Origin of the sequence: Promicromonospora sp. Populi (assembly GCF_041081105.1) — a bacterium.
Classification (GTDB): Bacteria; Actinomycetota; Actinomycetes; order Actinomycetales; family Cellulomonadaceae; genus Promicromonospora.
The window spans coordinates 217,260-239,282 of record NZ_CP163528.1 but is presented as its reverse complement, the minus strand read 5'-3'; the positions used below and the strand labels follow the sequence as shown (position 1 = coordinate 239,282).

Genomic DNA, 22,023 nt, shown 5'->3' with positions numbered 1-22,023 from the left:
TGCAATGTGTCACGAGGTGCGCTTGGCGTGCGTCGCCCAGGCGACCGCGCCGACGGCGCACAGCACCTGCACGACGACGAGCGCTGGCGGAGCCACCCCCGACACCGCGGCCCAGGCGAGCGGGAGCGTGCCGAGCACCGCCAGGTCCAGGCCCTTGAGCTGGTGCAGCACCAGCCCGGTCGGCACCCCACCCGCCGGGGTGGCGATCATCGGCACGTCCCAGGGCACGGGCCCACGGTAGGCGGTCCGGACCGCGGCAGCACCGAGGACGACCGCGGCGGGAGCCGCCGTCGCGAGCAAGGGCCCACCGCCGCTGATCGCCAGGACGGTCAGCAGCACGAGCCCCGCGGTCAGCGCCGGCCACACCGTGCGGGCGGCGCGGGTGGCCCGGGCCCCCAGCGGCACCAGCGAGTCCAGGCGCGGGTTCTCCCCCGCCGCCCGCGGGCCCCCGGCGCCGGCCAGGGCCCCGGCGTAACCCGCGCCGGCAAGCACCGCCCACAGCCCGATCCCGCCGGCCAGCACAGGCACCTGCACGACGACGGCGCCGGCCGCGGCGAGCGCGACCAGCCCCGCCAGCGCGGCGGGCGAACGCAGCAGGAGCACGGCGTCGGCCGCGAGCAGCGCGCTCGCCGGACCCCGCGCGGTGCGGGGCACCCAGGGAAAGATGCGCGACGCCGTCGGGCCGGTGCCCAGCGCCCGGCTCAGGCCGCCCGAGTCGAGCGAGAGCACGGCCACCGAGGCCTGCAGCGCCGCCGACGCGCGGGCACGCAGCTCCCCGGCCCGGAGCCGGTCCAGCCGCCGCGCCCAGACCGCGAGCGCGACCCCTCCGGCCGCGCCCAGCCCGGCCGGGACGAACCACGGCACGGCCCAGGCGCCCCAGGCGGGCGCCCACAGCGCGAGCCCGAGGCCCACCGCCGGCACCGCGGCCAGCAGTAGGTCGAGCACCCGGCCCGGCCCGCTGCCCGACGCCGCGCCGGTCACCTGCAGCACTCCCGTGCCCGCGACGACGAGGAGGCCAAGCGCTCCGCCGAACGCCGCGTCGGCAGCGATACCGGCGAGGCCGACGCCGGTGAGGGCAGCGGGGACACCGCCCAGGAGCAGGCCCGCGCCGACACCGACGAGTGTCGCCCGCACTACCGACGGAGAGGTGAGCCCGGCCCGGTCAGCCGCGGTGGGGACCCACCAGCGCACACCGGCGGCGGGTAGACCGGCCGGCCCGAGGCGCAGCGCTACCGACGTGCCCGCGACCACGGCCAGGGCGAGCACCAGGGCCTGGACCAGGCCGGGTCCCAGGCCGAAGGCCGTCGCGTCGGACACGAGGACCTCCCGCAGGGGCGCCCCGAAACCCCAGACGTACAGCACGACGATCGCGAGCGAGACCACCACCTCGCCGACGTCCATCGCCACCCGGCCCGGCGCGGCGGGCAGGTTGTGCGCCCGCACGCGCGCGGTCAGCCGGCGCAGCTCAGCCCCGGTGAGCCGCTCGTCGTCGTCCCCGACCAGGCGTGGGAGCGGGGGTTCGACGGCGATACCCGCGTCGTAGTGCGCGCCTGCGCCCGTCACCGGAAGCCCGCCAGCACACCCGGTGCGTCGGCCGGCTCGACCAGCACGGCGCCGTCGTCGGACAGATACAGCGCGCTCGCGCCGGTCGCGGCCAGGAGCCGGTCGTCGTGGGTGGCGAACAGGACCGCGGTGCCCGCGTCCGCCTCGGCGCGCAGCGTGTCGGCGAGGCGGGCGCGCATGGCGGTGTCGAGGCGCTGCTCCGGCTCGTCGAGCACAAGCAGGTCCCGCGGACGCACGAGCGCGCTCGCGAGCAGGAACCGGCGGCGCTGCCCGGAGGACAGGGTGTGCGGCATGGCGCCGCCGTGCCCGGTGATGCCCACGTGGTCGAGCACCCGATCCACGGCGGCGCCGGCCCCGGGCACACCGTGGCCGCGTGCGGTGAGCACCAGGTGCTCGCGGACGGTCACGCCGGGAAAGAACGCGTCGTCGTCCATGACGCCCGCGACGCGGGCCCTAAAACCTCGCTCGCGCTCGTCCACCGGCCGGCCGAAGGCGCTGACCTTGCCCGACAGCGGCTCCTGCAGGCCGAGGACGGTGCGCAGCAGCGTGGACTTGCCGGTGCCGTTGGTGCCGATCACGGCGACGGCATCGCCGGCAGCCAGCTTCAGCGAGACCGGCGGGCAGACGGCGTTACCGCTGTACCCGACGGACAGGTCGGAAAGCTCGAGGAACGTCATGCCCACCTCAACGCGGGCATTCAGGGCCGCAGGATCTTGCGGGAGCGGGCCACGTCGTCGTTCATCTGGGCGATGAGCGGCTCCATGCCGTCGAAGCGCAGGGTGGGCCGCAGGTGGGCCACGAACTCCAGCACCACCGTCTGGTCGTACAGGTCGAGGTCGGTGCGGTCGAGCACGTACGCCTCGACGCGGCGCTCCACGCCGTCGAACGTCGGGTTTGTGCCGACGGAGATCGCTGCGGGCAGGATCTCCTCCTGGCCCAGCCCCGCGCCGGACACCGCGGTGCGGTCATGCTCGGGCCCGGCCAGGCTCGCGCAGGTGGCGGCCGAGCCCCGGCGCAGCCAGCCGGCGTAGACGCCGTCGGCCGGGACGAGCCCCGTGATGTCGCCCAGGTTGGCGGTCGGGAAGCCCATCTCGCGGCCCCGGGCGTCGCCGTGCACCACCGTGCCGCGCACCAGGTGCGGGCGGCCGAGCACGTCGGCGGCCTGGTCGACGTCGCCCTCCGCGAGCAGGGCGCGCACCGCCGTCGACGACCAGCGCTGGTGCCCGTCGCCGTCGGCCGGCTGCGAGTCGCCCACGTCCTCGATCGCGACGACCTCGAACCCGTGCTGCCCGCCGAGCTCGACCATCGTGGCCAGGGTGCCGGCGTTCTGCTTGCCGAAGCGCACGTCGTGACCGACGACCACCGTACGCGCGCCGAGGCCGTCCACGAGGTATCGCGAGACGAACTCCTCAGGGGTCTGCGCCGCGAAGTCGAGGGTGTAGCCGACCAGCAGGGTCGCGTCGAGACCGGTTCGCTCCATGAGCGCCAGCCGGTCCTCGAGGCCCGTGATCAGCTCCGGAGCCGACGTCGGCCGGTGGACCGCCGCCGGGTGCGGATGGAACGTCACCGCGACGGCGCTCGCCGCATCGCCCCGGGCGAGCCGGAGGATGCGGTCGAGGACCGCCTGATGGCCGCGGTGGACGCCGTCGAAGTTGCCGATCGTCACCACAGATGGCCCGAATCCCGGGGGAACCTGCTCCAGGTCCGTCCACAGCTGCACGCGGATAGCTCCTCATGAATCGGATGGCGCGGGGTGCGACGGCCGCTCGCGCGACATCTGGCACCGGTCATAGAGCCTAGCCCGAGCCCGGGCCAAGCCGGGCTCAGCCTGCTGGCGCAAGCACCAGCACGGGTTTGGCGAGGTTCTCGCCTCGGCGGCGGGTGTCCTCCAGCAGCGCCACGAGGATGCCCGACGGCGACAGCGCGGCGACTACCTCGTCCCGGCCCGAGGGCTCCACCCACTGGCCGTAGCCGAGCGCGCGCACCTCCGCCTCGTCGAGCTCACGCACCGGGAAGATAGCGCGGGCTGCGTCGGCAGTCGGGAGCGTGGCCAGCGTGCCGTCGGCGTCCGCCTGGGCCTCCAGCTGCTCCAGCGTGCGGGCACCGGCCAGGTCGTAGCCGCCCACGCGGGTCCGGCGCAGCGCCGTCAGGTGCCCGCCCGTGCCGAGCGCCGCGCCCAGGTCGCGCGCCAGGGCGCGCACGTACGTGCCGGAGGAGACGGTCACGCGCACGTCGACGTCGACGACCGGCACCGTGGCCGTGGCCGTGCGGACGTCCAGCACCTCGAACCGGGAGACCGTGACCGGGCGCGCCTGCAGCGCGACCTCCTCGCCGGCCCGGACCAGCGCGTACGCGCGTTTGCCGTCCACCTTGATCGCGGACACCGACGTCGGGACCTGCAGGATGTCGCCCGTGAGATCGGCGATCGCGGCGTCCAGCGCCGCGCGGTCCACCTGCCCGACGGCGCCCGGGTCGGCCACCGAGGCGACCTCACCCTCGGCGTCGTCCGTGGTCGTGGCGACTCCCAGCCGGATCGTCGCGTCGTAGTCCTTGTCCGCACCCACCACGTAGGTGAGCAGGCGGGTCGCCTTGCCGATGCCCAGCACGAGCACACCCGTCGCCATGGGGTCCAGCGTCCCGGCGTGGCCGACCTTGCGGGTCCCGGCCAGGCGCCGCATGCGCCCGACGACGTCGTGGCTGGTCCAGCCCGCGGGCTTGTCGACGACGACGAACCCGTCGGCGGCCGTCGGGCGCCGCACCGGCGCTTGGGGGGTGGGCGACGTCATGGGCACAAGTATCCGCGCCTGGAGGAGTGCCGCGCGGGACCGGAGGTCACTCGGCCTCTTCGGCGTCCTCGCGGGGCTTCTTGTACGGGTCCTCGTCGCCCGCGTACTTGGCGCCGGCGCGCAGCGCCTCGAGCTCGGCGTCCCGCTTGCGGGCATCGATCAGCGCCGCGTCGAGGTTTGCCGCGGTATCGGGGATGGAGTCGAGGTGGAACTCGAGGGTGGGCGTCAGGCGGATGCCGGTCTGCTTGCCCACCTCGGAGCGGATCAGGCCCGTGGCGCTCTTCAGTGCCGCGGCAGTACCCTCCCGCTCCTCGTCCGAACCGTAGACCGTGTAGAACACCGAGGCGTTCTGCAGGTCACCGGTCACCCGGACGTCCGTGACCGTCATAAAACCGAGCCGCGGATCCTTGATCCGGGTGTCGATCATCTGCGCCACGATCACCTTGATGCGATCAGCGAGCTTGCGAGCCCGCGGACTGTCGACCATGAACTGTTCCTTTCGGGGCGTGAGTGCGGGGTATTCGCCCGGTCCGGACGAGCCGGCCGGGCGAATACCCCGCACTCAATGAACCATCAGCGTCAGGCGCGCGGCTTCTCGCGCATCTCGAACGTCTCGATGGTGTCGCCCTCGTTGACGTCGTTGAACGACCCGAGACCGATACCGCACTCGAAGCCCTCGCGGACCTCCGTGACGTCGTCCTTCTCGCGGCGCAGCGACTCGATCGTGAGGTTGTCGCCCACCACCGTGCCGTTGCGGAGCACCCGCGCCTTCGAGTTGCGGCGGATGGTGCCCGAACGAACCATCGAACCGGCGATGTTGCCGAACTTCGAGGAACGGAAGACCTGACGGATCTCCGCGGACCCGAGCTGGACCTCCTCGTACTCCGGCTTGAGCATGCCCTTGAGGGCCGCCTCGACGTCCTCGATCGCCTGGTAGATGACCGAGTAGAACTTGACGTCGACGCCTTCGCGCTCCGCCAGCTCCTCGACGCGCTCGCCGTACTTCACGTTGAAGCCGATGATCACGGCGCTGTCGACAGTGGCCAGGTTGACGTCGTTCTGCGTGACGGCACCCACACCACGGTGGATGACCCGCAGCTCGACCTCCTCGCCCACATCGATCTTGAGCAGCGCGTCCTCCAGTGCCTCGACGGCACCGGACACGTCGCCCTTGAGGATGAGGTTGAGGCTCTCGACCTTGCCCTTCTTGAGCTCGCTGTCGAAGTCCTCGAGGCTGATCCGCTTGCGGCGCTTGGCGAGGTTCGCCGCGCGCTCCGCAGCCTGACGCTTCTCGGCGATCTGGCGGCCGGTCCGGTCGTCCGGTGCCACGAGGAACGTGTCACCGGCGCCCGGGACGCTGGTGAGACCCAGCACCTGGACCGGGCGAGCCGGGAGTGCCTCCTCGACCGGGTTGCCGTGCTCGTCGAACATCGCACGGACACGGCCGTAGGCCGTACCCGCGACGATCGCGTCGCCGACGTGCAGCGTGCCGGACTGGACGAGCACCGTCGCCACCGGGCCGCGACCCTTGTCGAGGTTCGCCTCGATGGCCACACCGCGTGCGTCCTTGGTCGGGTTCGCCCGCAGGTCGAGCGACGCGTCCGCGGTCAGCAGGACGGCGTCGATCAGGCTGTCGATACCGATGCCCGGCTTCGCCGCGACGTCGACGAACATCGTGTCGCCGCCGTACTCCTCGGCCACCAGGTTGTACTCGGTGAGCTGCTGACGGACCTTCGACGGGTTGGCACCCTCGACGTCGATCTTGTTCACCGCGACCACGATCGGCACACCTGCCGCCTGCGCGTGGTTCAAGGCCTCGACCGTCTGCGGCATCACGCCGTCGTCGGCCGCGACCACGAGGATCGCGATGTCGGTGACCTGCGCACCACGAGCACGCATGGCGGTGAACGCCTCGTGACCCGGGGTGTCGATGAACGTGATGGCACGCTCGGCGCCGTCGTGCTCGTGCGTGATCTGGTACGCACCGATGTGCTGCGTGATCCCGCCGTGCTCGCCCGCCACGACGTCCGACTTGCGGATCGCGTCGAGGAGCTTGGTCTTACCGTGGTCGACGTGACCCATGACGGTCACGACCGGCGGACGGATCTCCAGGTCCTCGTCGGACTCGTCGTCCTCCTCGGCCTGCAGGTCGATGTCGAAGGCCCCGAGCAGCTCGCGGTCCTCCTCCTCGGCCGAGACCATCTCGATCTGGTAGCCGAGCTCGGTAGCCAGCGTGCCGAACGTGTCCTCGTCGAGCGACTGCGTGGCCGTAGCCATCTCGCCCAGGTGGAACAGAACGGTCACGAGCGCCGCCGGGTTGGCGTCGATCTTGTCGGCGAAGTCGTTCAGCGAGGCGCCGTGGCGCAGCCGGACGACGGTGGTGCCGTTGCCACGAGGGACCTGCACGCCACCGAGCGACGGGGCCTGCATGGCCTCGAACTCCTGGCGCTTCGCCCGCCTCGACTTACGCCCGCGGACCGGCTTGCCACCGGCGCGCCCGAAGGCACCCTGCGTGGCGCCACGACCGCCGGCACCACGACGCGGGCCGCCGAAGCCGCCCCCGCCGCCACCGGCTCCGGGACGACCCGGAGCGCCTGCACCGGCAGGTCCGCCGCCACCGGCACCAGGACGGCCACCGCCGCCGCCACCAGGACGGCCACGGCCGCCACCCGGGGCCGGGCGGTCGCCCGGACGCGGCATGGAGGTCTTGCCCGGCATCATGCCGGGGTTAGGACGTGGGCCGCCGCCACCGGTGCCACCGGGACGGGGCGCGGCGGGACGGGGACCACCCGGACGAGGACCGCCGGAGCGCTCGCCGCTGGGGGCGTCGGTCCGCTCGGGGCGCTGCCCCGGACGGGGCATGCCCTGGCTGGGCGCAAAGGGGTTGTTGCCCGGACGCGGGTTACCGCCAGCAGGACGGTCACGGTCGCCGCTCGGACGGTCGCTGGGACCGGCACCCGGGCGGCCGCGGCCGCCACCGGGACGGGGCATGCCCTGGCTGGTGGCGAACGGGTTGTTGCCCGGACGCGGGGTACCGCCACCGGGACGGTCGCCGCTGGGACGGCCGCCTCGGCCGCCGTCCCGAGCCGGACGCGCGCCCGAGGGCGCTGCGGCGGCGGGCTTGGGCGCACCGGGCTTGGGAGCCGCGGCAGGCTTGGGTGCACCGGGCTTGGCAGCCGTTGCGGAGCTGGCGGACGCCGCGGGCGCCACGTCTGCTGCCGGGGCCGGAGCCGCTGCGGGAGCAGCCTCCGGCGCAGGGCTGGGGGCCGGGGCGGCGGGCGCCGGGGTGGACGCCGCCGGAGCCTCGGTCTTGGCCGGCGCCTTGGCGGGCGCCGGAGCTGCCTCCGGGACGGGGGCCGCAGCCGGAGCCGGGGTGGGCTCGGCAGGCTTCTGGGCCGCGGGCTTCGCGGCCGGCTTGGGTGCGCTGTTCGCGGGCTTCGCCGCTGCGCCCTTGTCGGACGAGCCGGCTGCGCCGCCGGCGGGGAACTTGTCGCGCATGCGCCGCACGACGGGCGGCTCGAGCGTCGATGACGCCGAACGGACGTACTCGCCTGCCGACTTCAGCTCGGCAAGCAAGGACTTGCTTTCCACTCCGAGCTCTTTTGCGAGCTCGTAGACGCGGACCTTGGCCACAACTCTCCTGTCTCGGTCCATCCCGGGACAGGGAGGACCACCGTTAGTACTGAGTACTCATCGCTGGGGGCTCATCGGGTGCCCATCGGCGTCTGACCCGCTTCCTTGTCGACGAATCGCATAATTCGGCCGGACGCATGGTTGCGCCCCGGTCGGAACAGTCTTGCGGCTGATGCACTCACTCGCCGAGGTGTGCTCGGACCTCGCTGAGATCGAGAGGCCCGTCAACACGCAGTGCGCGCGGTACGGCCCTGCGACGCTCAGCGAGCGCCAGGCACCGCGGCTCCGGGTGAACCCAGGCACCGCGACCTGGCAGGCAGGCACGGACGTCGACGACGATGCGCTGTGGACCTGCCACCGCTTCACCGTGCGTCGAGCAGTCCAGCACCAGACGCAGGAGTGCAGACCGCTGGTCGCGCCCCCGGCATCCGACACACGTGCGCACCGGACCCTTGACGGGCTGTCCCGAATCAGGTGCGAGGCAGGTCGAAAGACGGGCGCGTGGCCCAGACTCGGACAGTCTACCGCGCCGACCCACCCGGCGTTACCTGCCGCTCTGGGCGTCGGCGGCCGCGCCACCTGCGTCGGCGTCGGTTGCCTCGTCCGAGCGGATGTCGATGCGCCAGCCCGTCAGCTTGGCGGCAAGCCGGGCGTTCTGGCCCTCCTTGCCGATCGCGAGGGACAGCTGGTAGTCGGGCACGATGGCGCGAGCTGCACGCGCGTCGGCGTCGACCACTGTGACTGAGGACACACGGGCGGGCGACAGGGCGCTCTGCACGAACGCGGCGGGGTCGTCGCTGTGGTCGACGATGTCGATCTTCTCACCGTGCAGCTCTGCCATCACCGCGCGTACGCGGGCACCCATCGGGCCGATGCACGCGCCCTTGGCGTTCAGCCCCGGCACCCGGGAGCGCACCGCCATCTTGGTGCGGTGCCCCGCCTCGCGGGCGACCGCGGTGATCTCCACCGAGCCGTCCGCGATCTCCGGGACCTCGAGCTCGAAGAGCTTGCGGACCAGGTTCGGGTGCGTACGGCTCAACGTGATCTGCGGGCCCTTCATTCCGCGGCTCACCTCGACCACGTAGGCGCGCAGGCGTTCACCGTGCACGTACTCCTCGGTGGGTACCTGCTCGTGCGGCGGCAGGATCGCCTCGGTGCCACCCACGTCCACCAGCACCATCCGCGGGTCGCGGCCCTGCTGGATGACGCCGGCGAGGACCTCGCCCTCCTTGCCGCGGAAGGTACCCAGCACCTGGTCGTCCTCGGCGTCACGCAGCCGCTGGACGATCACCTGGCGGGCCGTGGCGGTGGCGATGCGGCCGAAGTCCTGCGGCGTGTCGTCGAACTCGGGGCCGAACTCCACTGCGGGGCGGGCCTCCGGGTCGTCCTGCTCCTCGGCGACGGGCAGCTCCTCGCGGGCCCACACCGTGACGTGGCCGGACGACCGGTCCACCTCGACGCGGGCGCGGTTGAAGGCGTCGGGGGTGCGGTGGTAGGCCGAGAGGAGCGCCTGCTCGATGGCCGCGATGAGGACGTCCAGGCTGAGGTCCCGCTCCCGCTCCAGCATTCGCAGGGTCGTCATGTCGATATCCATGTCAGCCTTCCTCGTTGCGGCCGGGGTGACCCTCGGTCGTGTCGTCCGTACCAGCACCGTCCGAGTCGTCGTCGGTGCCCTCACCTGCACTCTCGCCCAAGTCCACAGCCTCGGCATCCTGGGCGTCGTCGAGGCGCTTGAGCTCGACCTCGACCTGGCCCCGGACGACGTCGGCGACCGGGATCCGCCTGTTGTCCTCGAGCACCAGCACCGCTCCGCCGGCCTCGGCCAGCACGTCGGTCAGCCGGCCCTCGGCGTGGCCGCCGTCGGCCAGCCGCAGCGCCACCAGCCGGGTCCGGGCGCGCTTGAAGTGCCGCAGCTCGGTGAGCGGCCGGGCGGTCCCGGGCGTCGAGATCTCCAGCGTGCAGGCGCCGGGCACTACGTCGTCCGTGTCCAGCGCCGCGGAGATGGCGCGGGACGCCTCGCCGAGGGCGTCGGAGTCGAGGCTGCCCACCGCGTCGTCCGGCAGGTCGATGATGACCCGGACCACCGACTTGTTGCCCGCCCGGGTGGCGGTGACCTCCTCGAGGTGCAGTCCCGCGGCCTCGACCACCGGTCCGACCACCTCACGGACCGCGTCCGCATGCTGTGTCATCGACTGCCTCCCGTCGGCTCCCCCACGTGCGGGGCACGGTTCGAGCCGGAACGGTTCGACCGATGTGCTGTTGTTTTCGCATGGCTAGCGTAACGAAGCGCCAGGGCCTGGCACTTCGCGTAGAACGTGACGTCCGTGACCCGAACGCAATCGGCTCGGCACGAAATCGGGTTCTGGAGCATGACATCATCGGCCACGATGAACGCTTACGGCCCCACAGCCCGCCCTCGACGTCGGTCAGGCCTGACCGCGCTGGCTCTGACCTGCGCGATCATTCTCTCAGGTTGTGGCGTGCGGTTGGATACACCGCCGCCGACCGAGCCCGTGCCGGACGCGGCCGAGGTGGCTCGGCGCACCGCCGTCGCCGACGCCCTGCTGGTGGCCGACCAGGCCGAGACCGCCGCGGAGGGCGACGGTGTCCGGGCCGACGTCGTGATCGAGCTCACCGAGATCGCGGACATCGCGGTCGAGCAGGCGGAACAGCTCGGCGGTGAGTACGACTCCGGCCTGGACGACATCGTGACCGAACCGTCCGCCAGGGCCTCCGCCTCGGCGAGCATCACCGAGCCCACACCCCGGTCCGTCGTCACGTCCCTGACCGGCGCCGCCACGCGCACCCGGGCCGCGGCCGACCAGACGCAGGTCGGGCCGCTCGGCCGGCTGCTCGCGTCGATCTCCACGTCGCAGACGCAGCACGCCCGGAGCCTCGCGGAGCTCACCGGCGCCCAGAGCCCGGAGCTCCCGTCGACCCAGATCCCCGAGCCGGAGGACCCCACAGCGGACCCGACCGAGACCGAGGACGCGTCGGCGGCTCCGGCGTCGGCGACGTCAGGACCGCCCGTCGTCCCCACCGGCCTGTCGGCCGAGGACCTGAGCGCGCTGGTCCTGGCCGAGGACACCGCGGGCTACGCCCTGGAGGTGCGGGCCGCGCAGACCGAGGGCGAGGTCCGGACCCGCGCCGAGGGGAGCGCGCGCCTGCACCGCGCCCGGGCCCAGGCCTGGGCGCTCGTGGCCGGGGTCGACGGCACCGACCAGGACCCGCGTCGCGTCGCGTACGTGGTGCCCGGAGCGGACACGACGACGCCGGACCTGGCCCGCGCCCTTGAGGGCGACCTCGCCCAGAACTACGCCTCGCTGGTCGGCATCGCCGAACCGGGCACCCGCGCCGTCCTGATCGCGCTGCTCACCGACGCCACCCTTGCGGGCGCCGAGTGGGGCGCCCCGGCAGTCCCGTTCCCGGGACTGCCGGAACAGGCCTGACCCGCAGCTTGGTTGTGGGCGTGATCCCACAACCAAGAGGCGGTCAGGCCAGGAGGGCCGCTACCCGCTCGGCGATCGCCTCGGCGGCGTCGGCCACCGGGAGCTGCTCCGCCTCGCCGGCGCGCGGCCGGACCTCGATCACGCCGTCGGCCAGGCCCTTGCCCACCACGACCACGAGCGGGGCGCCGAGCAGCTCGGCGTCCTTGAACTTCACGCCGGGCGACGTCTTGCCGGCCCGGTCGTCGTAGAGCACCTCGACGCCGCGGGCGGCGAGCTCCTCGGCGATCCTCGCCGCGGCCTCGAAGATCTCGGCGTCCTTGCCCGCCGCGACCAGGTGCACGTGCACCGGGGCGACGTGCGCGGGCCAGGCCAGGCCGCGCTCGTCGTGGTTGGCCTCCGCGAGCGCCGCGAGCGCCCGCGTGACGCCGACGCCGTAGGAGCCCATGGTGACGACGGCCTGCTTGCCGTTCTCGTCGAGCACCACGAGGCCCAGGGCCTCGGCGTACTTGCGGCCGAGCTGGAAGATGTGGCCCATCTCGATGCCGCGGGCGAGCTCCAGGGGGCCGGAGCCGTCGGGTGCCGGGTCGCCGGCGCGCACCTCGGCGGCCTCGACGGTGCCGTCAGCGGTGAAGTCCCGGCCGGCCACGAGGTCGAACACGTGCTTGCCGGGCTGGTTGGCGCCGGTGATCCACCGGGTGCCGGGCACGACGCGCGGGTCGAGGAGGAAGCGGATCGCGGGGACCTTCTCGCCGTCGGCCCCTTCGATCTGCTCGCCCTGGGGGCCGAGCGCCTGCGGGCCGATGTAGCCCTTGACGAGCTGGGGGAACTTCTTGAAGTCCTCCTCGGTGGCGGGCTCCGGCTCGGCGGGGGTCAGCGCGGCCTCGATGCGCTTGAGGTCGACCTCCCGGTCGCCGGGCAGGCCGACGACGACCAGCTCGCGGGTCCCGTCGGGCTGGACCAAGGCGAGCACCACGTTCTTCAGGGTGTCGGCGGCGGTCCAGGGCCGGTCGGGGCGCGGGAACGTCTCGTTTGCGACCGCGACGAGCGTGGCGATGGTGGGGGTGTCGGGGGTGTCCTCGACGTGCGCCGCGGGGGCGTCGTCGTACCCGATTGCCGCGGGGACTGGCGTGACCACTGCCTCGACGTTGGCGGCGTAGCCGCCGGCGGAGCGCACGTAGGTGTCCTCGCCGATCGGGGACGGGCTCAGGAACTCCTCGGAGCGGGAGCCGCCCATGGCACCTGACATCGCGGAGACGATCACGTAGTCCAGGCCCAGGCGCTGGAAGATCTTCTCGTACGCATCGCGGTGCTTCTGGTAGCTGACTTCCAGCCCCTCGTCCTTCACGTCGAAGGAGTAGGAGTCCTTCATGATGAACTCGCGGCCGCGGATCAGGCCGGCGCGGGGGCGTGCCTCGTCGCGGTACTTGGTCTGGATCTGGAAGAGGATCACCGGGAGGTCCTTGTACGAGGAGTACAGGTCCTTCACCAGGAGCGCGAACATCTCCTCGTGCGTGGGCGCGAGCAGGTAGTCGCCGCCCTTGCGGTCCTTGAGGCGGAACAGGCCGGCGCCGTACTCCTCCCAGCGGCCGGTGGCCTCGTAGGGCTCCCGCGGCAGCAGCGCCGGGAAGTGCACCTCCTGGCCACCGATGGCGACCATCTCCTCGCGGACGATCGCCTCGATCTTGGCCAGCACCCGCAGGCCGAGCGGCAGCCACGAGTAGATGCCCGGGGCGGCGCGGCGGATGTACCCGGCCCGCACGAGGAGCTTGTGGCTCGCGACCTCGGCCTCGGCCGGGTCCTCGCGCAGGGTTCGGACGAAGAGGGACGACATGCGGAGCACGTCGCCCTGGATGAGGCGTGCGGAAGACATGGGGCACAGCCTATCCGCGAGGGCCGCTCCGGCTCGCCGGAAATTCGTGGTGGGAGGTCGGCAGTCGCCCTTGGGGTCGACCCCGCGAGGTCGGTAGTCGGCCGAGAGGTCGGCAGTTGGCACTGAGATCGGTCCAGGGCTGAGCCGACCTCAGTGCAAAGTGCCGAGTTTGTGGGGCAAACTCACGACCTGGCGGGCCCGACGCCGCGTGCGCAGGACCGGGCAGGCCTTGCCGAGCCCCGGGAAGTCTCGGAGGATGAGGCCATGCCGGAGCTGCCCGAGGTCGCCGCGCTCGCCGACTTTCTGCGCGCGCGGACCGCGGGGCGCACGGTCGCCGCGGTGGAGGTCGGCTCGATCGCCGCGCTCAAGACCTTCGACCCGCCGCCCGCCGCGCTCACCGGGGGCGAGGTGACGGACGTCGCCCGGCACGGCAAGTGGCTGGACCTCGTGGTCTCCCCCGCGCCCGGCAGTCCGGGGGCCGACGGCGCCCCGCTCCACCTCGTCTTCCATCTCTCGCGCGGCGGCTGGGTGCGCTGGTCGGACGCGCTGTCCACCAAACCGGTCCGGCCATCCCTGGGCGGCTCCAGCCGGGGCGCGATCCTCGCGCTGCGCGTGCGGCTCGACGACGGCTCCGGGTTCGACCTGACCGAGGCGGGCACCCGCAAGCGCCTAGCGGTGCACGTGGTCCGCGACCCTGCCGAGATCGCGATGATCGCGTCCCTCGGCGTGGAACCGCTCGCCCCCGAGTTCACCACCGAGGTACTGGCGGGCCTGTTGTCCGCGAAGAACCAGCAGGTCAAGGGCCTCCTGCGGGACCAGCGCGCCATCGCGGGCATCGGCAATGCCTACAGCGACGAGATCCTGCTGGTGAGCCGGTTCAGCCCGTACAAGCTGACGGGGTCGTTCACGCCGGAGGAGACCGCCCGGCTGCACACCGCTATCGGTGACGTGCTCGCCGAGGCGATCGCAGCGGCGTCGGGCAAACCGGCCAAGGAGCTCAAGGACGCCAAGCGGGCGGGGATGCGTGTGCACGGCCGCGCGGGCCTGCCGTGCCCGGGCTGGGACGGGACGCCGTGCGGCGACACGGTGCACGAGGTGTCGTTCGCCGACCGCTCGATGCAGTACTGCCCGACCTGCCAGACGGGCGGCAAGCCCCTGGCGGACCGCCGGATGTCCAAGCTCCTCCGCTGAGGATCTACCCGTTCACCTTCGAGTCCTAAGTTTCTTCGCCTTGAGGGGCGTCAAAGCGAAGAAACTTAGGACTCAAAGGGGTGGAGCGGTCAGAAGAGGACCGTGGCGAACGTGCCCACCTGCTCGAAACCCACTCGGCGGTACGCGGCGACCGCTCGCTCGTTGTAAGCGTTCACGTACAGGGAGACGACCGGGGCCACCGAGGCGCGGGTCGCGGCTACTACCGCCGCCATGCCCGACTCGGACCAGCCGCGGCCGCGGAAGGCGGGCTCCACCCAGACACCCTGGACCTGCGCGACGCCGCCGGCCACCGCGCCGAGCTCGGCCTTGAACGCGACGGCGGGCTGCCCGCCGGCGTCGGGCACCAGCCGGATGAACGAGCGGCCCTCCGTGATGAGCGAACGCACCCGCTCCGTGTAGGCGGAGCCGCCCGAGGCGACCGGCGAATAGCCGACCTCCTCGGTGAACATGCGCACGCAGGCCGGCAGCACGAGGCCGAGCTCCGCGGGCGTCGAGCGCCGGACGGTGGGCTCGGGGGCCAGCAGGGGCGCCTTGTCGATGGCCATGGACGGCTGGTCCGCCCGCACCTCGCGTGCCGGGGGCCAGTGCGGCGACAGCCGCTCCCAGAGCGCGAGCGCCGCGTCCTGCTCCCCCACGATCGATGACGAGCGGCGGCCGTGCACTCGCGCCACGTCGGCGAAGGCGACGACCGCCTGCGCCCGCCGCGCGGGTTCGGCAAACGGGATAACAGGCACCAGGTTGGCGCCGGCCCAGCACACCGCCTCGAGCGGGCCGGTGTCGGGAAAACCCCACGCCTGCCCCGCGGCGGCACCGAAGCCGGCCCGCGCCGCGATCTCCAGGCGGGCGGTCGCCAGCACCGACGCGACGGGGTCGACGGCGCAGACCGCGAGCGCCTGCGCAAGGTCCGCGCGGGTCAGCGCACGGGCGACCGCACGACGTTCACGGCGCGCCAAGATGTCTTGTTCGCCCGGTTCCGCCGGCCCGTCGGGGCGCGCTCCGGCGGGAACCGGGGTGCGCCAGCGGGCCATGCTCTGCTCCGTTCGATCAGACTCTTCGGTGTCGCCTGAGCCTGCGGTTCTGCTCCGGCTCAGCCGACCGAGACGACCGGCGAACCGGCCTGTGCTTCATTCTCCGGCGTCGGCATCTCATCCGCGATCCGCATCGCTTCTTCGATGAGGGTCTCGACGATCATCGCCTCGGGGACGGTCTTGATGACCTCGCCCCGCACGAAGATCTGGCCCTTGCCGTTGCCGGAGGCCACACCCAGGTCGGCCTCGCGGGCCTCGCCCGGGCCGTTGACGACGCAGCCCATGACGGCGACGCGCAGCGGGACGGTCATGCCCTCCAGGCCTGCGGTGACCTTCTCGGCGAGCGTGTACACGTCGACCTGGGCGCGGCCGCAGGACGGGCAGGACACGATCTCGAGCTTGCGGGGGCGCAGGTTCAGGGACTGCAGGATCTGGTTGCCGACCTTGACCTCCTCCACCGGCGGGGCGGACAGTGAGACGCGGATCGTGTCGCCGATGCCCTTGCTCAGCAGGGCGCCGAACGCGGTGGCCGACTTGATGGTGCCCTGGAACGCCGGGCCGGCCTCGGTGACGCCGAGGTGCAGGGGCCAGTCGCCGCGCTCGGAGAGCAGCTCGTAAGCCGCGACCATGATGACCGGGTCGTTGTGCTTGACCGAGATCTTGAAGTCGTGGAAGTCGTGCTCCTCGAAGAGGCTCGCCTCCCAGACCGCGGACTCCACCAGGGCTTCCGGGGTGGCCTTGCCGTACTTGGCCAGGATGCGCTTGTCGAGCGAGCCCGCGTTGACGCCGATGCGGATCGAGATGCCGGCGTCCTTCGCGGCCTGGGCGATCTGCTTGACCTGGTCGTCGAACTTGCGGATGTTGCCCGGGTTGACGCGGACGGCCGCGCAGCCGGCGTTGATCGCCTGGAAGACGTACTTGGGCTGGAAGTGGATGTCCGCGATCACGGGGATCTGGGACTTCTTCGCGATGATCGGCAGCACCTCGGCGTCGTCGGACGTCGGGACGGCGACGCGCACGATGTCGCAGCCCGCCGTCGTCAGCTCCGCGATCTGCTGGAGGGTCGCGTTGATGTCGGTGGTGGGCGTGGTGGTCATGGACTGCACGCTCACGGGTGCGTCACCACCGACCTCCACCTTGCCGACCTTGATCTTTCTGGTCTTGCGGCGGGGGGCGAGGACCGGCGGGGGTGCTGCGGGCATGCCGAGACTGATTGCGCTCACGACTTCAGTATCCACTCTTCAGAAGGTGCAAAACGCACATCGTGTCTGGCGTCACGTGATCCGCACCGGATCCACCAGGTCCGCAACTATGAGTACGCCGCCCACGCCGAGCAGGATCAGGAAGACCACGTACGCCACGGGCGTCATCCGTGCGACGTCGGCCGGGCCGGGCAGGACCGCCGCCCCACGGATCCTGGCGACCGTGCGCTTGCCGCCCTCATAGAGGGCGTTGACGAGGTGCCCGCCGTCGAGGGGGAGGAACGGGATCATGTTGAAGACGAACAGCGCGATGTTGAGGCTCGCGATCAGGCTCAGGTAGATCATCACGCGGTCGAAGATCGCCTCGTCCAGGGCCATGATCTCGCCGCTGATCCGGGCGACGCCGACCACGGACTGCACGGAGTCCTGCGCGCGCTCCTCGGGGGTGAAGGCCTGGGTGGCGGCGTCGGCCACGCGGACCGGGAGGGTCGCCACCATCGTCGCCGTCTGCCAGACCTGGTCGCCCACGGCGGGCAGGACGCTGGAGAGCGGCTGCTGCTCCCGCACCTGGAGCGGGGAGAAGCCGACGAACCCGCCGGGCTCGACGACCGGCTCGCCGTCCGCGTCCAGGACCGCCGCGCCCTGCTCGTCGATGACGGGGCGGTCGGTCAAGGCGGGTGTGACCGAGAGGGTGAGCCGCTCGCCGTCGCGCAGCACCGCCACCTCGGACTCGCGGCCGGCCGACTCGTTGATGAGGCCGACGAGCTGCTGCCAGCTCGTCACGTCGGTGCCGCCGAAGGCGACGATCTCGTCGCCGGGCTCCAGCCCGGCCGCGGCGGCCGGCGCGGCCGGCTGGCCCGCGCAGTCGTCGCCGGTGGCGGTGGACGTGACCGACGCGGGCACGCACTCCGAGAGCTGGGCGACGGTCGTGGACACGGCAAGGGTGCCGTAACCGACGAGGATCCCGCCGATCAGGACCGTGGCGATCACGAGGTTCACGAACGGCCCGCCGAACATCACGATCAGCTTCTTGGGCGTCGAGAGGTTGTAGAAGGCGCGGTGCTCCTCACCGGGGCGCACCTCCGCGACGGAGGCGTCGCGCGCGTCCGAGATGAGCTCGCTGAAGAAGCCCTTGCCGCGCCGGGCGCCGGCCGGGGCGGGGGGCATCATGCCCACGAGCCGCACGAACCCGCCCAGCGGGATCGCCTTGATGCCGTACTCCGTCTCGCCCTTGGTCCGCGACCAGACGGTGGGCCCAAAACCGATGAAGTACTGGCTCACGCGCACGCCGAACTTCTTGGCGGGGATCATGTGCCCCAGCTCGTGCAGCCCGACGGAAACCATGACGCCCAGCAGGAGGACGAGCACACCAACGATGTGCGGAACGATGCTCACGGCACCGAGACTACGGCACCTCTCCGACAGCCCGGAAGACGGCGCACACCTCCCCTCGTGGCACGCACCCGACGTTCACCGCCTGTCGATTTCATGGTGATTCGTTGAAACTTTGGTTACCGGTCATTAACCTGACCGCATGTCGGATTCGTCCAGCTCTAGGTTCCGAGAGCTACACGCGCACGGCCCCGCCCTGCTCACCGAGAGCCTCGCCGCGATGTTCCAGACCGAGGCGTGGCCGGCCGCGGACGGCGACTCCAGGGTGGCGCGGCAGCTGCGCGAGATCGGCGTAGACGTCAGCGCGATCTGGGCGGCCTCCCGCTGGAACATGGGCGACGACGGCGAGGCGCCGAACCGCCGCCACCCGGTGCCCGGCGACCCGCGCGGCCCGCAGACCGCTGCCGCGCTGACCGCCGTCGCCGGACAGCCGCGCGCCGCGGCCCTGCTCGGGGTTTACCTCTGGTCGCAGGCGAGCGACGCCCTGCAGTACACCTTCCGGCACGGCCGGATCATCGTCCCGCTGCGCGCCTTCGTCGAGACCTGGGAGACGTGCCGCGACCAGGCCCCGGACGACGCCTGCCGGGCGGAGGGCGACGCCGTGGCCGTGCTGCTGCGCACCCTCATCACCCAGATGCACACCTCCGCGGCCCGCAGCGCGGGCAGCCTGGAACGACTGGCCGACGCCGCCACGCAGGCCGGCGAACGCTGCGCGGACCTGCTCCGGGCCGCCCGCGCCATCCCCGACCCCACGTCCCCGTTCCGCCGCGTCCTGGTGCCGCAGGCCGTTACCCGCATCCGCTACTTCCGTGCGCTGGCCGACGCCGCCCGGGCGGCCGACGAGGCGATGGCGGGCCACTCGGCGCGGCTGGGCCCAGCGCTCGACGGCCTGCGCGCTGCCGAGACAGACCGGCACCTCAACTACATCCTGGCCAGCGAGCTGCGCTCCTACCGGATGCACCTGACTGAGCTGTACCGCAACCTCGACGCAACCTGGCTCACGCTCGACCGCCTCAGGACCATCTACATCTACCCGTTCGGGCTCCGGGACGTCAGCCCGGCCGCCGCGGTCGCGGCGATCCGGAGCCTCGCGGAGCGGGACGAGCGGCCCGAGCTGCTCGGCGTCCAGGCCTTCGCGGTGCGCGGCCGCCTCAAGATGGACGACGTCTGGGCGAGCGTCGACCGCGCCGCCCGCCCGTACGGCGGAGTGTCGCTGTCCATGCCGAACGTGCGCCTGGAGCAGCCCGACGGGACGCTCATCGCCGAGCTGTCCTGCGACGTCCGGTTCACCGAGTTCGGCAACCACTACGTGCGCTTCCGCTACTCGGCCCGCGACCAGCAGCCGCAGGAGGTCCGCGACGCCCGGTTCCGGCTGTCCAACCTGCACGCCGACATCCGGGTGCGGTGGATCGGCCCGGACGGCTCACCCGTCGACGTCGACCACGGCGGCGGACTGCCGCCGGAGCGGCTGTACGACCTCGCCGACCTGCTCCAGCGCGCCACCACCGACCTGGTCCGCGAGGGCACGGAGATCGCCCAGGGGCGCGCGCACGTCGTCACCACCGTCTACGAGGCGAGCCGGGGGCGCGGCCCGGCCGCACCCGCGGCACAGCGCACGCCGGTCACCATGGGCGACGAGCTGCTGGCCGCGTTCGGCTCGCAGGTGCTGCTGCACCCGGTCTCCTACGGCACGGCCACGCTGTGCGACTGGACCCTGCGCCAGCGCAATCCCGTGCTGCTGGAGGGCGTGCGGCACCTGGGCGACGTCGTCTCGGTGGCCACCAACTCCACGACCGTGGCGCTGGTCGGCACAGCGCACTTCAAGATCTCCCAGTACGGCTCGCTCGCCGAGTTCGTGGCCAGCCTCAACGGGCTGTTCAGCGCCTGGAACGCCACCCTCGCGGACCACCTGCGGCTCGTCGCGACCATGCTCGCCGACCACGACGTGAACAACGGCGCCGACCTCGCCGACCGCAAGGAACGCCTCACCCGCGAGCAGCTGCGCCTGCACGAGTTCGCCTCGGAGGTCCGCACCACGCTGACCACCATCACCTCCCCCACGTTCCTGGCCTCCGCTCTGGAGTCCCGGATGCTGAACCAGCTGCTGCAGGCGTCGCACTTCGAGCAGCAGGCCGCAGTGGTCACCGAGCGGCTGCGCGAGCTGCTCCAGGAGCCCATCGCCGCCCGGCTCGCCGCCCTCGAACGCCTGCACGGCGACCGCGAGCGGGAGGCCGAGGCGAAGCGCGAGCGCGGACGCCGTCGGCTGATGGACGGCACGCTCTCCGCGATCACCGTGTTCGCGGGCGTCTACGCCCTGATCGGCACCGTCCAGGTGGCCCTGGACGCGGCCCTGATCGACCCGCTCCAGGCGGTCGCGGCCACCGCCCTGGTCACCGTCGGCGCCCTGGTGACCGGCCTGGCGGTGTTCAACTGGGCTCGAAGGCGCTGACAGGTCATAACCTTGGGCGATGACCGAGACACCCGTAGCCACAGGGCAGAACGTCACGCCGCGCGGAACACCCCGGGACGACGCCGCCCGCCGTAACCTCTGGGGACACTTCACGCGCCAGTCCGCCTGGGAGTCCGGCGTGCCCACGCTGGTGCGCGGCGAGGGCCACCACGTGTGGGACTCGGCCGGCCGCCGGTACATCGACGGGCTCTCGGGGCTCTTTGTGGTCCAGGCCGGGCACGGCCGCCGATCGCTCGCCGAGGCCGCCGCCAAGCAGGCCGGTGAGCTCGCCTACTTCCCGATCTGGGGGTTCGCGCACCCGCCGGCCATCGACCTGGCCGAGCGGCTCGCAGAGCACGCTCCCGGCGACCTCAACCGGGTGTTCTTCACGACGGGCGGGTCCGAGGCCGTCGAGACGGCGTTCAAGCTGGCCAAGCAGTACTGGAAGCTGCAGGGCAAGCCCGGCAAGTACAAGGTGATCTCCCGGGCCGTGGCCTACCACGGCACCACCCACGGCGCCCTGTCCGTGACCGGTGTGCCCCGCATCAAGGAGCCGTTCGAGCCCCTGGTGCCCGGCACGCACAAGGTGCCCAACACCAACATCTACCGGGCCGACGAAGGCCTCCGCGACGACCCGAAGGCCTTCGGTCGCTGGGCCGCCGACCAGATCGAGACGCTGATCCTGACGGAGGGGCCCGGCTCGGTGGCCGCCGTCTTCCTCGAACCCGTGCAGAACGCGGGCGGCAGCATCCCGCCGCCGCCCGGGTACTTCGAGCGGGTGCGCGAGATCTGCGACAAGTACGACGTCCTGCTGGTCTCGGACGAGGTCATCTGCGCGTTCGGCCGCGTCGGGTCGATCTTCGCGTGCGACGACTACGGCTACGTGCCCGACATGATCACCTGCGCCAAGGGCATGTCTTCGGGCTACTCGCCGATCGGCGCCTGCATCGTCTCGGACCGTATCTTCGAGCCGTTCGCTACCGGGACCACGACCTTCGGGCACGGGTACACGTTCGGCGGGCACCCGGTCTCGGCAGCCGTCGCCATGGCGAACCTCGACATCTTCGACCAGGAGGACCTGACCGGGCGGGTCAAGGAGAACGCGCCCGCGTTCCGGTCCACGCTGGAGCAGCTGCACGACCTGCCGATCGTGGGTGACGTGCGCGGCGCCGGGTACTTCTGGTCGATCGAGCTCGTCAAGGACAAGGACACCCGGGAGACCTTCTCCGGCGACGAGGTGGAGCGCCTGCTGCGCGGGCTCCTCAACCCGGCGCTGCTCGAGGCCGGCCTGTACTGCCGCACCGACGACCGAGGCGACCCCGTGGTGCAGCTGGCGCCGCCCCTGACCACGGGCCCGGCAGAGTTCGCCGAGATGGAACAGATCCTGCGGGGCGTCCTGAGCGAGGTGTGGACGAAGCTCTGAGCGGAGGAGCGGCAGC

General features: G+C 72.3%; 17 protein-coding genes. 4 read left to right on the top strand and 13 right to left on the bottom strand.

Going from position 1 to position 22,023, the window contains the following annotated elements; translation table 11 throughout:
• Positions 1–9 precede the first annotated feature (9 nt).
• The 9 genes from AB1046_RS01085 to rimP all read right to left on the bottom strand — a co-directional run bounded on the left by AB1046_RS01085 (position 10) and on the right by rimP (position 10,171).
• The gene (locus tag AB1046_RS01085) at positions 10–1,563 is read right to left on the bottom strand and encodes a DUF6297 family protein (protein WP_369371937.1); all 1,554 of its coding nucleotides are present in this window, start codon (positions 1,561–1,563) and stop codon (positions 10–12) included.
• Complete coding sequence (locus tag AB1046_RS01080) at positions 1,560–2,240, bottom strand: ATP-binding cassette domain-containing protein (protein ID WP_369371936.1); 681 nt, start codon at positions 2,238–2,240, stop codon at positions 1,560–1,562. Before AB1046_RS01080 ends, AB1046_RS01085 begins: the two co-directional genes overlap by 4 nt.
• A 20-nt stretch (positions 2,241–2,260) precedes the next feature.
• Entirely contained in the window at positions 2,261–3,283 is a 1,023-nt protein-coding gene (locus AB1046_RS01075; protein WP_369371935.1) for a bifunctional riboflavin kinase/FAD synthetase, read from the bottom strand.
• A gap of 103 nt (positions 3,284–3,386) precedes the next feature.
• A complete protein-coding gene (truB, locus tag AB1046_RS01070) occupies positions 3,387–4,349 on the bottom strand; it encodes a tRNA pseudouridine(55) synthase TruB (protein ID WP_369371934.1) in 963 nt (320 codons plus the stop codon).
• A 46-nt stretch (positions 4,350–4,395) separates the two neighbouring features.
• On the bottom strand, positions 4,396–4,836 hold the full coding sequence (gene rbfA, locus AB1046_RS01065; RefSeq protein ID WP_369371933.1) for a 30S ribosome-binding factor RbfA: 441 nt from the start codon (positions 4,834–4,836) through the stop codon (positions 4,396–4,398).
• A 92-nt stretch (positions 4,837–4,928) separates the two neighbouring features.
• Entirely contained in the window at positions 4,929–7,982 is a 3,054-nt protein-coding gene (gene infB, locus AB1046_RS01060) for a translation initiation factor IF-2 (protein WP_369371932.1), read from the bottom strand.
• 178 nt (positions 7,983–8,160) lie between these two features.
• Positions 8,161–8,427, bottom strand: coding sequence for a YlxR family protein (locus tag AB1046_RS01055; protein ID WP_369371931.1), 267 nt, complete (start codon positions 8,425–8,427; stop codon positions 8,161–8,163).
• Positions 8,428–8,526: 99 nt separating this feature from the next.
• Positions 8,527–9,576, bottom strand: a complete 1,050-nt coding sequence (gene nusA, locus AB1046_RS01050) for a transcription termination factor NusA (RefSeq protein ID WP_369371930.1) — start codon at positions 9,574–9,576, stop codon at positions 8,527–8,529.
• Between the two features lies 1 nt (position 9,577).
• The gene (gene rimP, locus AB1046_RS01045) at positions 9,578–10,171 is read right to left on the bottom strand and encodes a ribosome maturation factor RimP (RefSeq protein WP_369371929.1); all 594 of its coding nucleotides are present in this window, start codon (positions 10,169–10,171) and stop codon (positions 9,578–9,580) included.
• A gap of 291 nt (positions 10,172–10,462) precedes the next feature.
• Here rimP and AB1046_RS01040 point away from each other — a divergent pair, with 291 nt between their 5' ends.
• Positions 10,463–11,431, top strand: a complete 969-nt coding sequence (locus AB1046_RS01040) for a DUF4439 domain-containing protein (RefSeq protein WP_369371928.1) — start codon at positions 10,463–10,465, stop codon at positions 11,429–11,431.
• Positions 11,432–11,474: 43 nt separating this feature from the next.
• On the opposite strand, the gene AB1046_RS01035 is transcribed toward AB1046_RS01040, so the two are convergent.
• The gene (locus tag AB1046_RS01035; RefSeq protein WP_369371927.1) at positions 11,475–13,301 is read right to left on the bottom strand and encodes a proline--tRNA ligase; all 1,827 of its coding nucleotides are present in this window, start codon (positions 13,299–13,301) and stop codon (positions 11,475–11,477) included.
• A 264-nt stretch (positions 13,302–13,565) separates the two neighbouring features.
• Here AB1046_RS01035 and AB1046_RS01030 point away from each other — a divergent pair, with 264 nt between their 5' ends.
• Positions 13,566–14,492 (top strand): Fpg/Nei family DNA glycosylase, encoded by a 927-nt coding sequence (locus AB1046_RS01030; protein ID WP_369371925.1) that lies wholly within the window; start codon positions 13,566–13,568, stop codon positions 14,490–14,492.
• An 89-nt stretch (positions 14,493–14,581) separates the two neighbouring features.
• Here the strand turns inward: AB1046_RS01030 and AB1046_RS01025 are convergent, their stop codons facing one another.
• The 3 genes from AB1046_RS01025 to AB1046_RS01015 form a co-directional block, all read right to left on the bottom strand.
• Positions 14,582–15,541 carry a GNAT family N-acetyltransferase gene (locus AB1046_RS01025; RefSeq protein ID WP_369371924.1) on the bottom strand — a complete coding sequence of 320 codons (960 nt, stop codon included), beginning with the start codon at positions 15,539–15,541 and terminating at the stop codon, positions 14,582–14,584.
• A gap of 59 nt (positions 15,542–15,600) precedes the next feature.
• Positions 15,601–16,743, bottom strand: coding sequence for a flavodoxin-dependent (E)-4-hydroxy-3-methylbut-2-enyl-diphosphate synthase (ispG, locus tag AB1046_RS01020; RefSeq protein ID WP_369375531.1), 1,143 nt, complete (start codon positions 16,741–16,743; stop codon positions 15,601–15,603).
• Between the two features lie 72 nt (positions 16,744–16,815).
• Positions 16,816–18,138 carry an RIP metalloprotease gene (locus AB1046_RS01015; RefSeq protein ID WP_369371923.1) on the bottom strand — a complete coding sequence of 441 codons (1,323 nt, stop codon included), beginning with the start codon at positions 18,136–18,138 and terminating at the stop codon, positions 16,816–16,818.
• A 217-nt stretch (positions 18,139–18,355) separates the two neighbouring features.
• Here AB1046_RS01015 and AB1046_RS01010 point away from each other — a divergent pair, with 217 nt between their 5' ends.
• Both AB1046_RS01010 and AB1046_RS01005 read left to right on the top strand, forming a co-directional pair.
• Positions 18,356–20,584 carry a hypothetical protein gene (locus tag AB1046_RS01010; protein WP_369371922.1) on the top strand — a complete coding sequence of 743 codons (2,229 nt, stop codon included), beginning with the start codon at positions 18,356–18,358 and terminating at the stop codon, positions 20,582–20,584.
• A 19-nt stretch (positions 20,585–20,603) separates the two neighbouring features.
• Entirely contained in the window at positions 20,604–22,007 is a 1,404-nt protein-coding gene (locus AB1046_RS01005; RefSeq protein ID WP_369371921.1) for an aspartate aminotransferase family protein, read from the top strand.
• The last annotated feature ends 16 nt before the right edge of the window (positions 22,008–22,023 follow it).

Coding starts and splice junctions, on each gene's coding strand:
- AB1046_RS01080 (WP_369371936.1), bottom strand. CDS start 2,240: ATGACGTTCCTCGAGCTTTCCGACCTGTCCGTCGGGTACAGCGGTAAC.
- truB (WP_369371934.1), bottom strand. CDS start 4,349: ATGACGTCGCCCACCCCCCAAGCGCCGGTGCGGCGCCCGACGGCCGCC.
- rbfA (WP_369371933.1), bottom strand. CDS start 4,836: ATGGTCGACAGTCCGCGGGCTCGCAAGCTCGCTGATCGCATCAAGGTG.
- nusA (WP_369371930.1), bottom strand. CDS start 9,576: ATGGATATCGACATGACGACCCTGCGAATGCTGGAGCGGGAGCGGGAC.
- rimP (WP_369371929.1), bottom strand. CDS start 10,171: ATGACACAGCATGCGGACGCGGTCCGTGAGGTGGTCGGACCGGTGGTC.
- AB1046_RS01035 (WP_369371927.1), bottom strand. CDS start 13,301: ATGTCTTCCGCACGCCTCATCCAGGGCGACGTGCTCCGCATGTCGTCC.
- AB1046_RS01030 (WP_369371925.1), top strand. CDS start 13,566: ATGCCGGAGCTGCCCGAGGTCGCCGCGCTCGCCGACTTTCTGCGCGCG.
- AB1046_RS01025 (WP_369371924.1), bottom strand. CDS start 15,541: ATGGCCCGCTGGCGCACCCCGGTTCCCGCCGGAGCGCGCCCCGACGGG.
- ispG (WP_369375531.1), bottom strand. CDS start 16,743: ATGCCCGCAGCACCCCCGCCGGTCCTCGCCCCCCGCCGCAAGACCAGA.
- AB1046_RS01010 (WP_369371922.1), top strand. CDS start 18,356: ATGTTCCAGACCGAGGCGTGGCCGGCCGCGGACGGCGACTCCAGGGTG.
- AB1046_RS01005 (WP_369371921.1), top strand. CDS start 20,604: ATGACCGAGACACCCGTAGCCACAGGGCAGAACGTCACGCCGCGCGGA.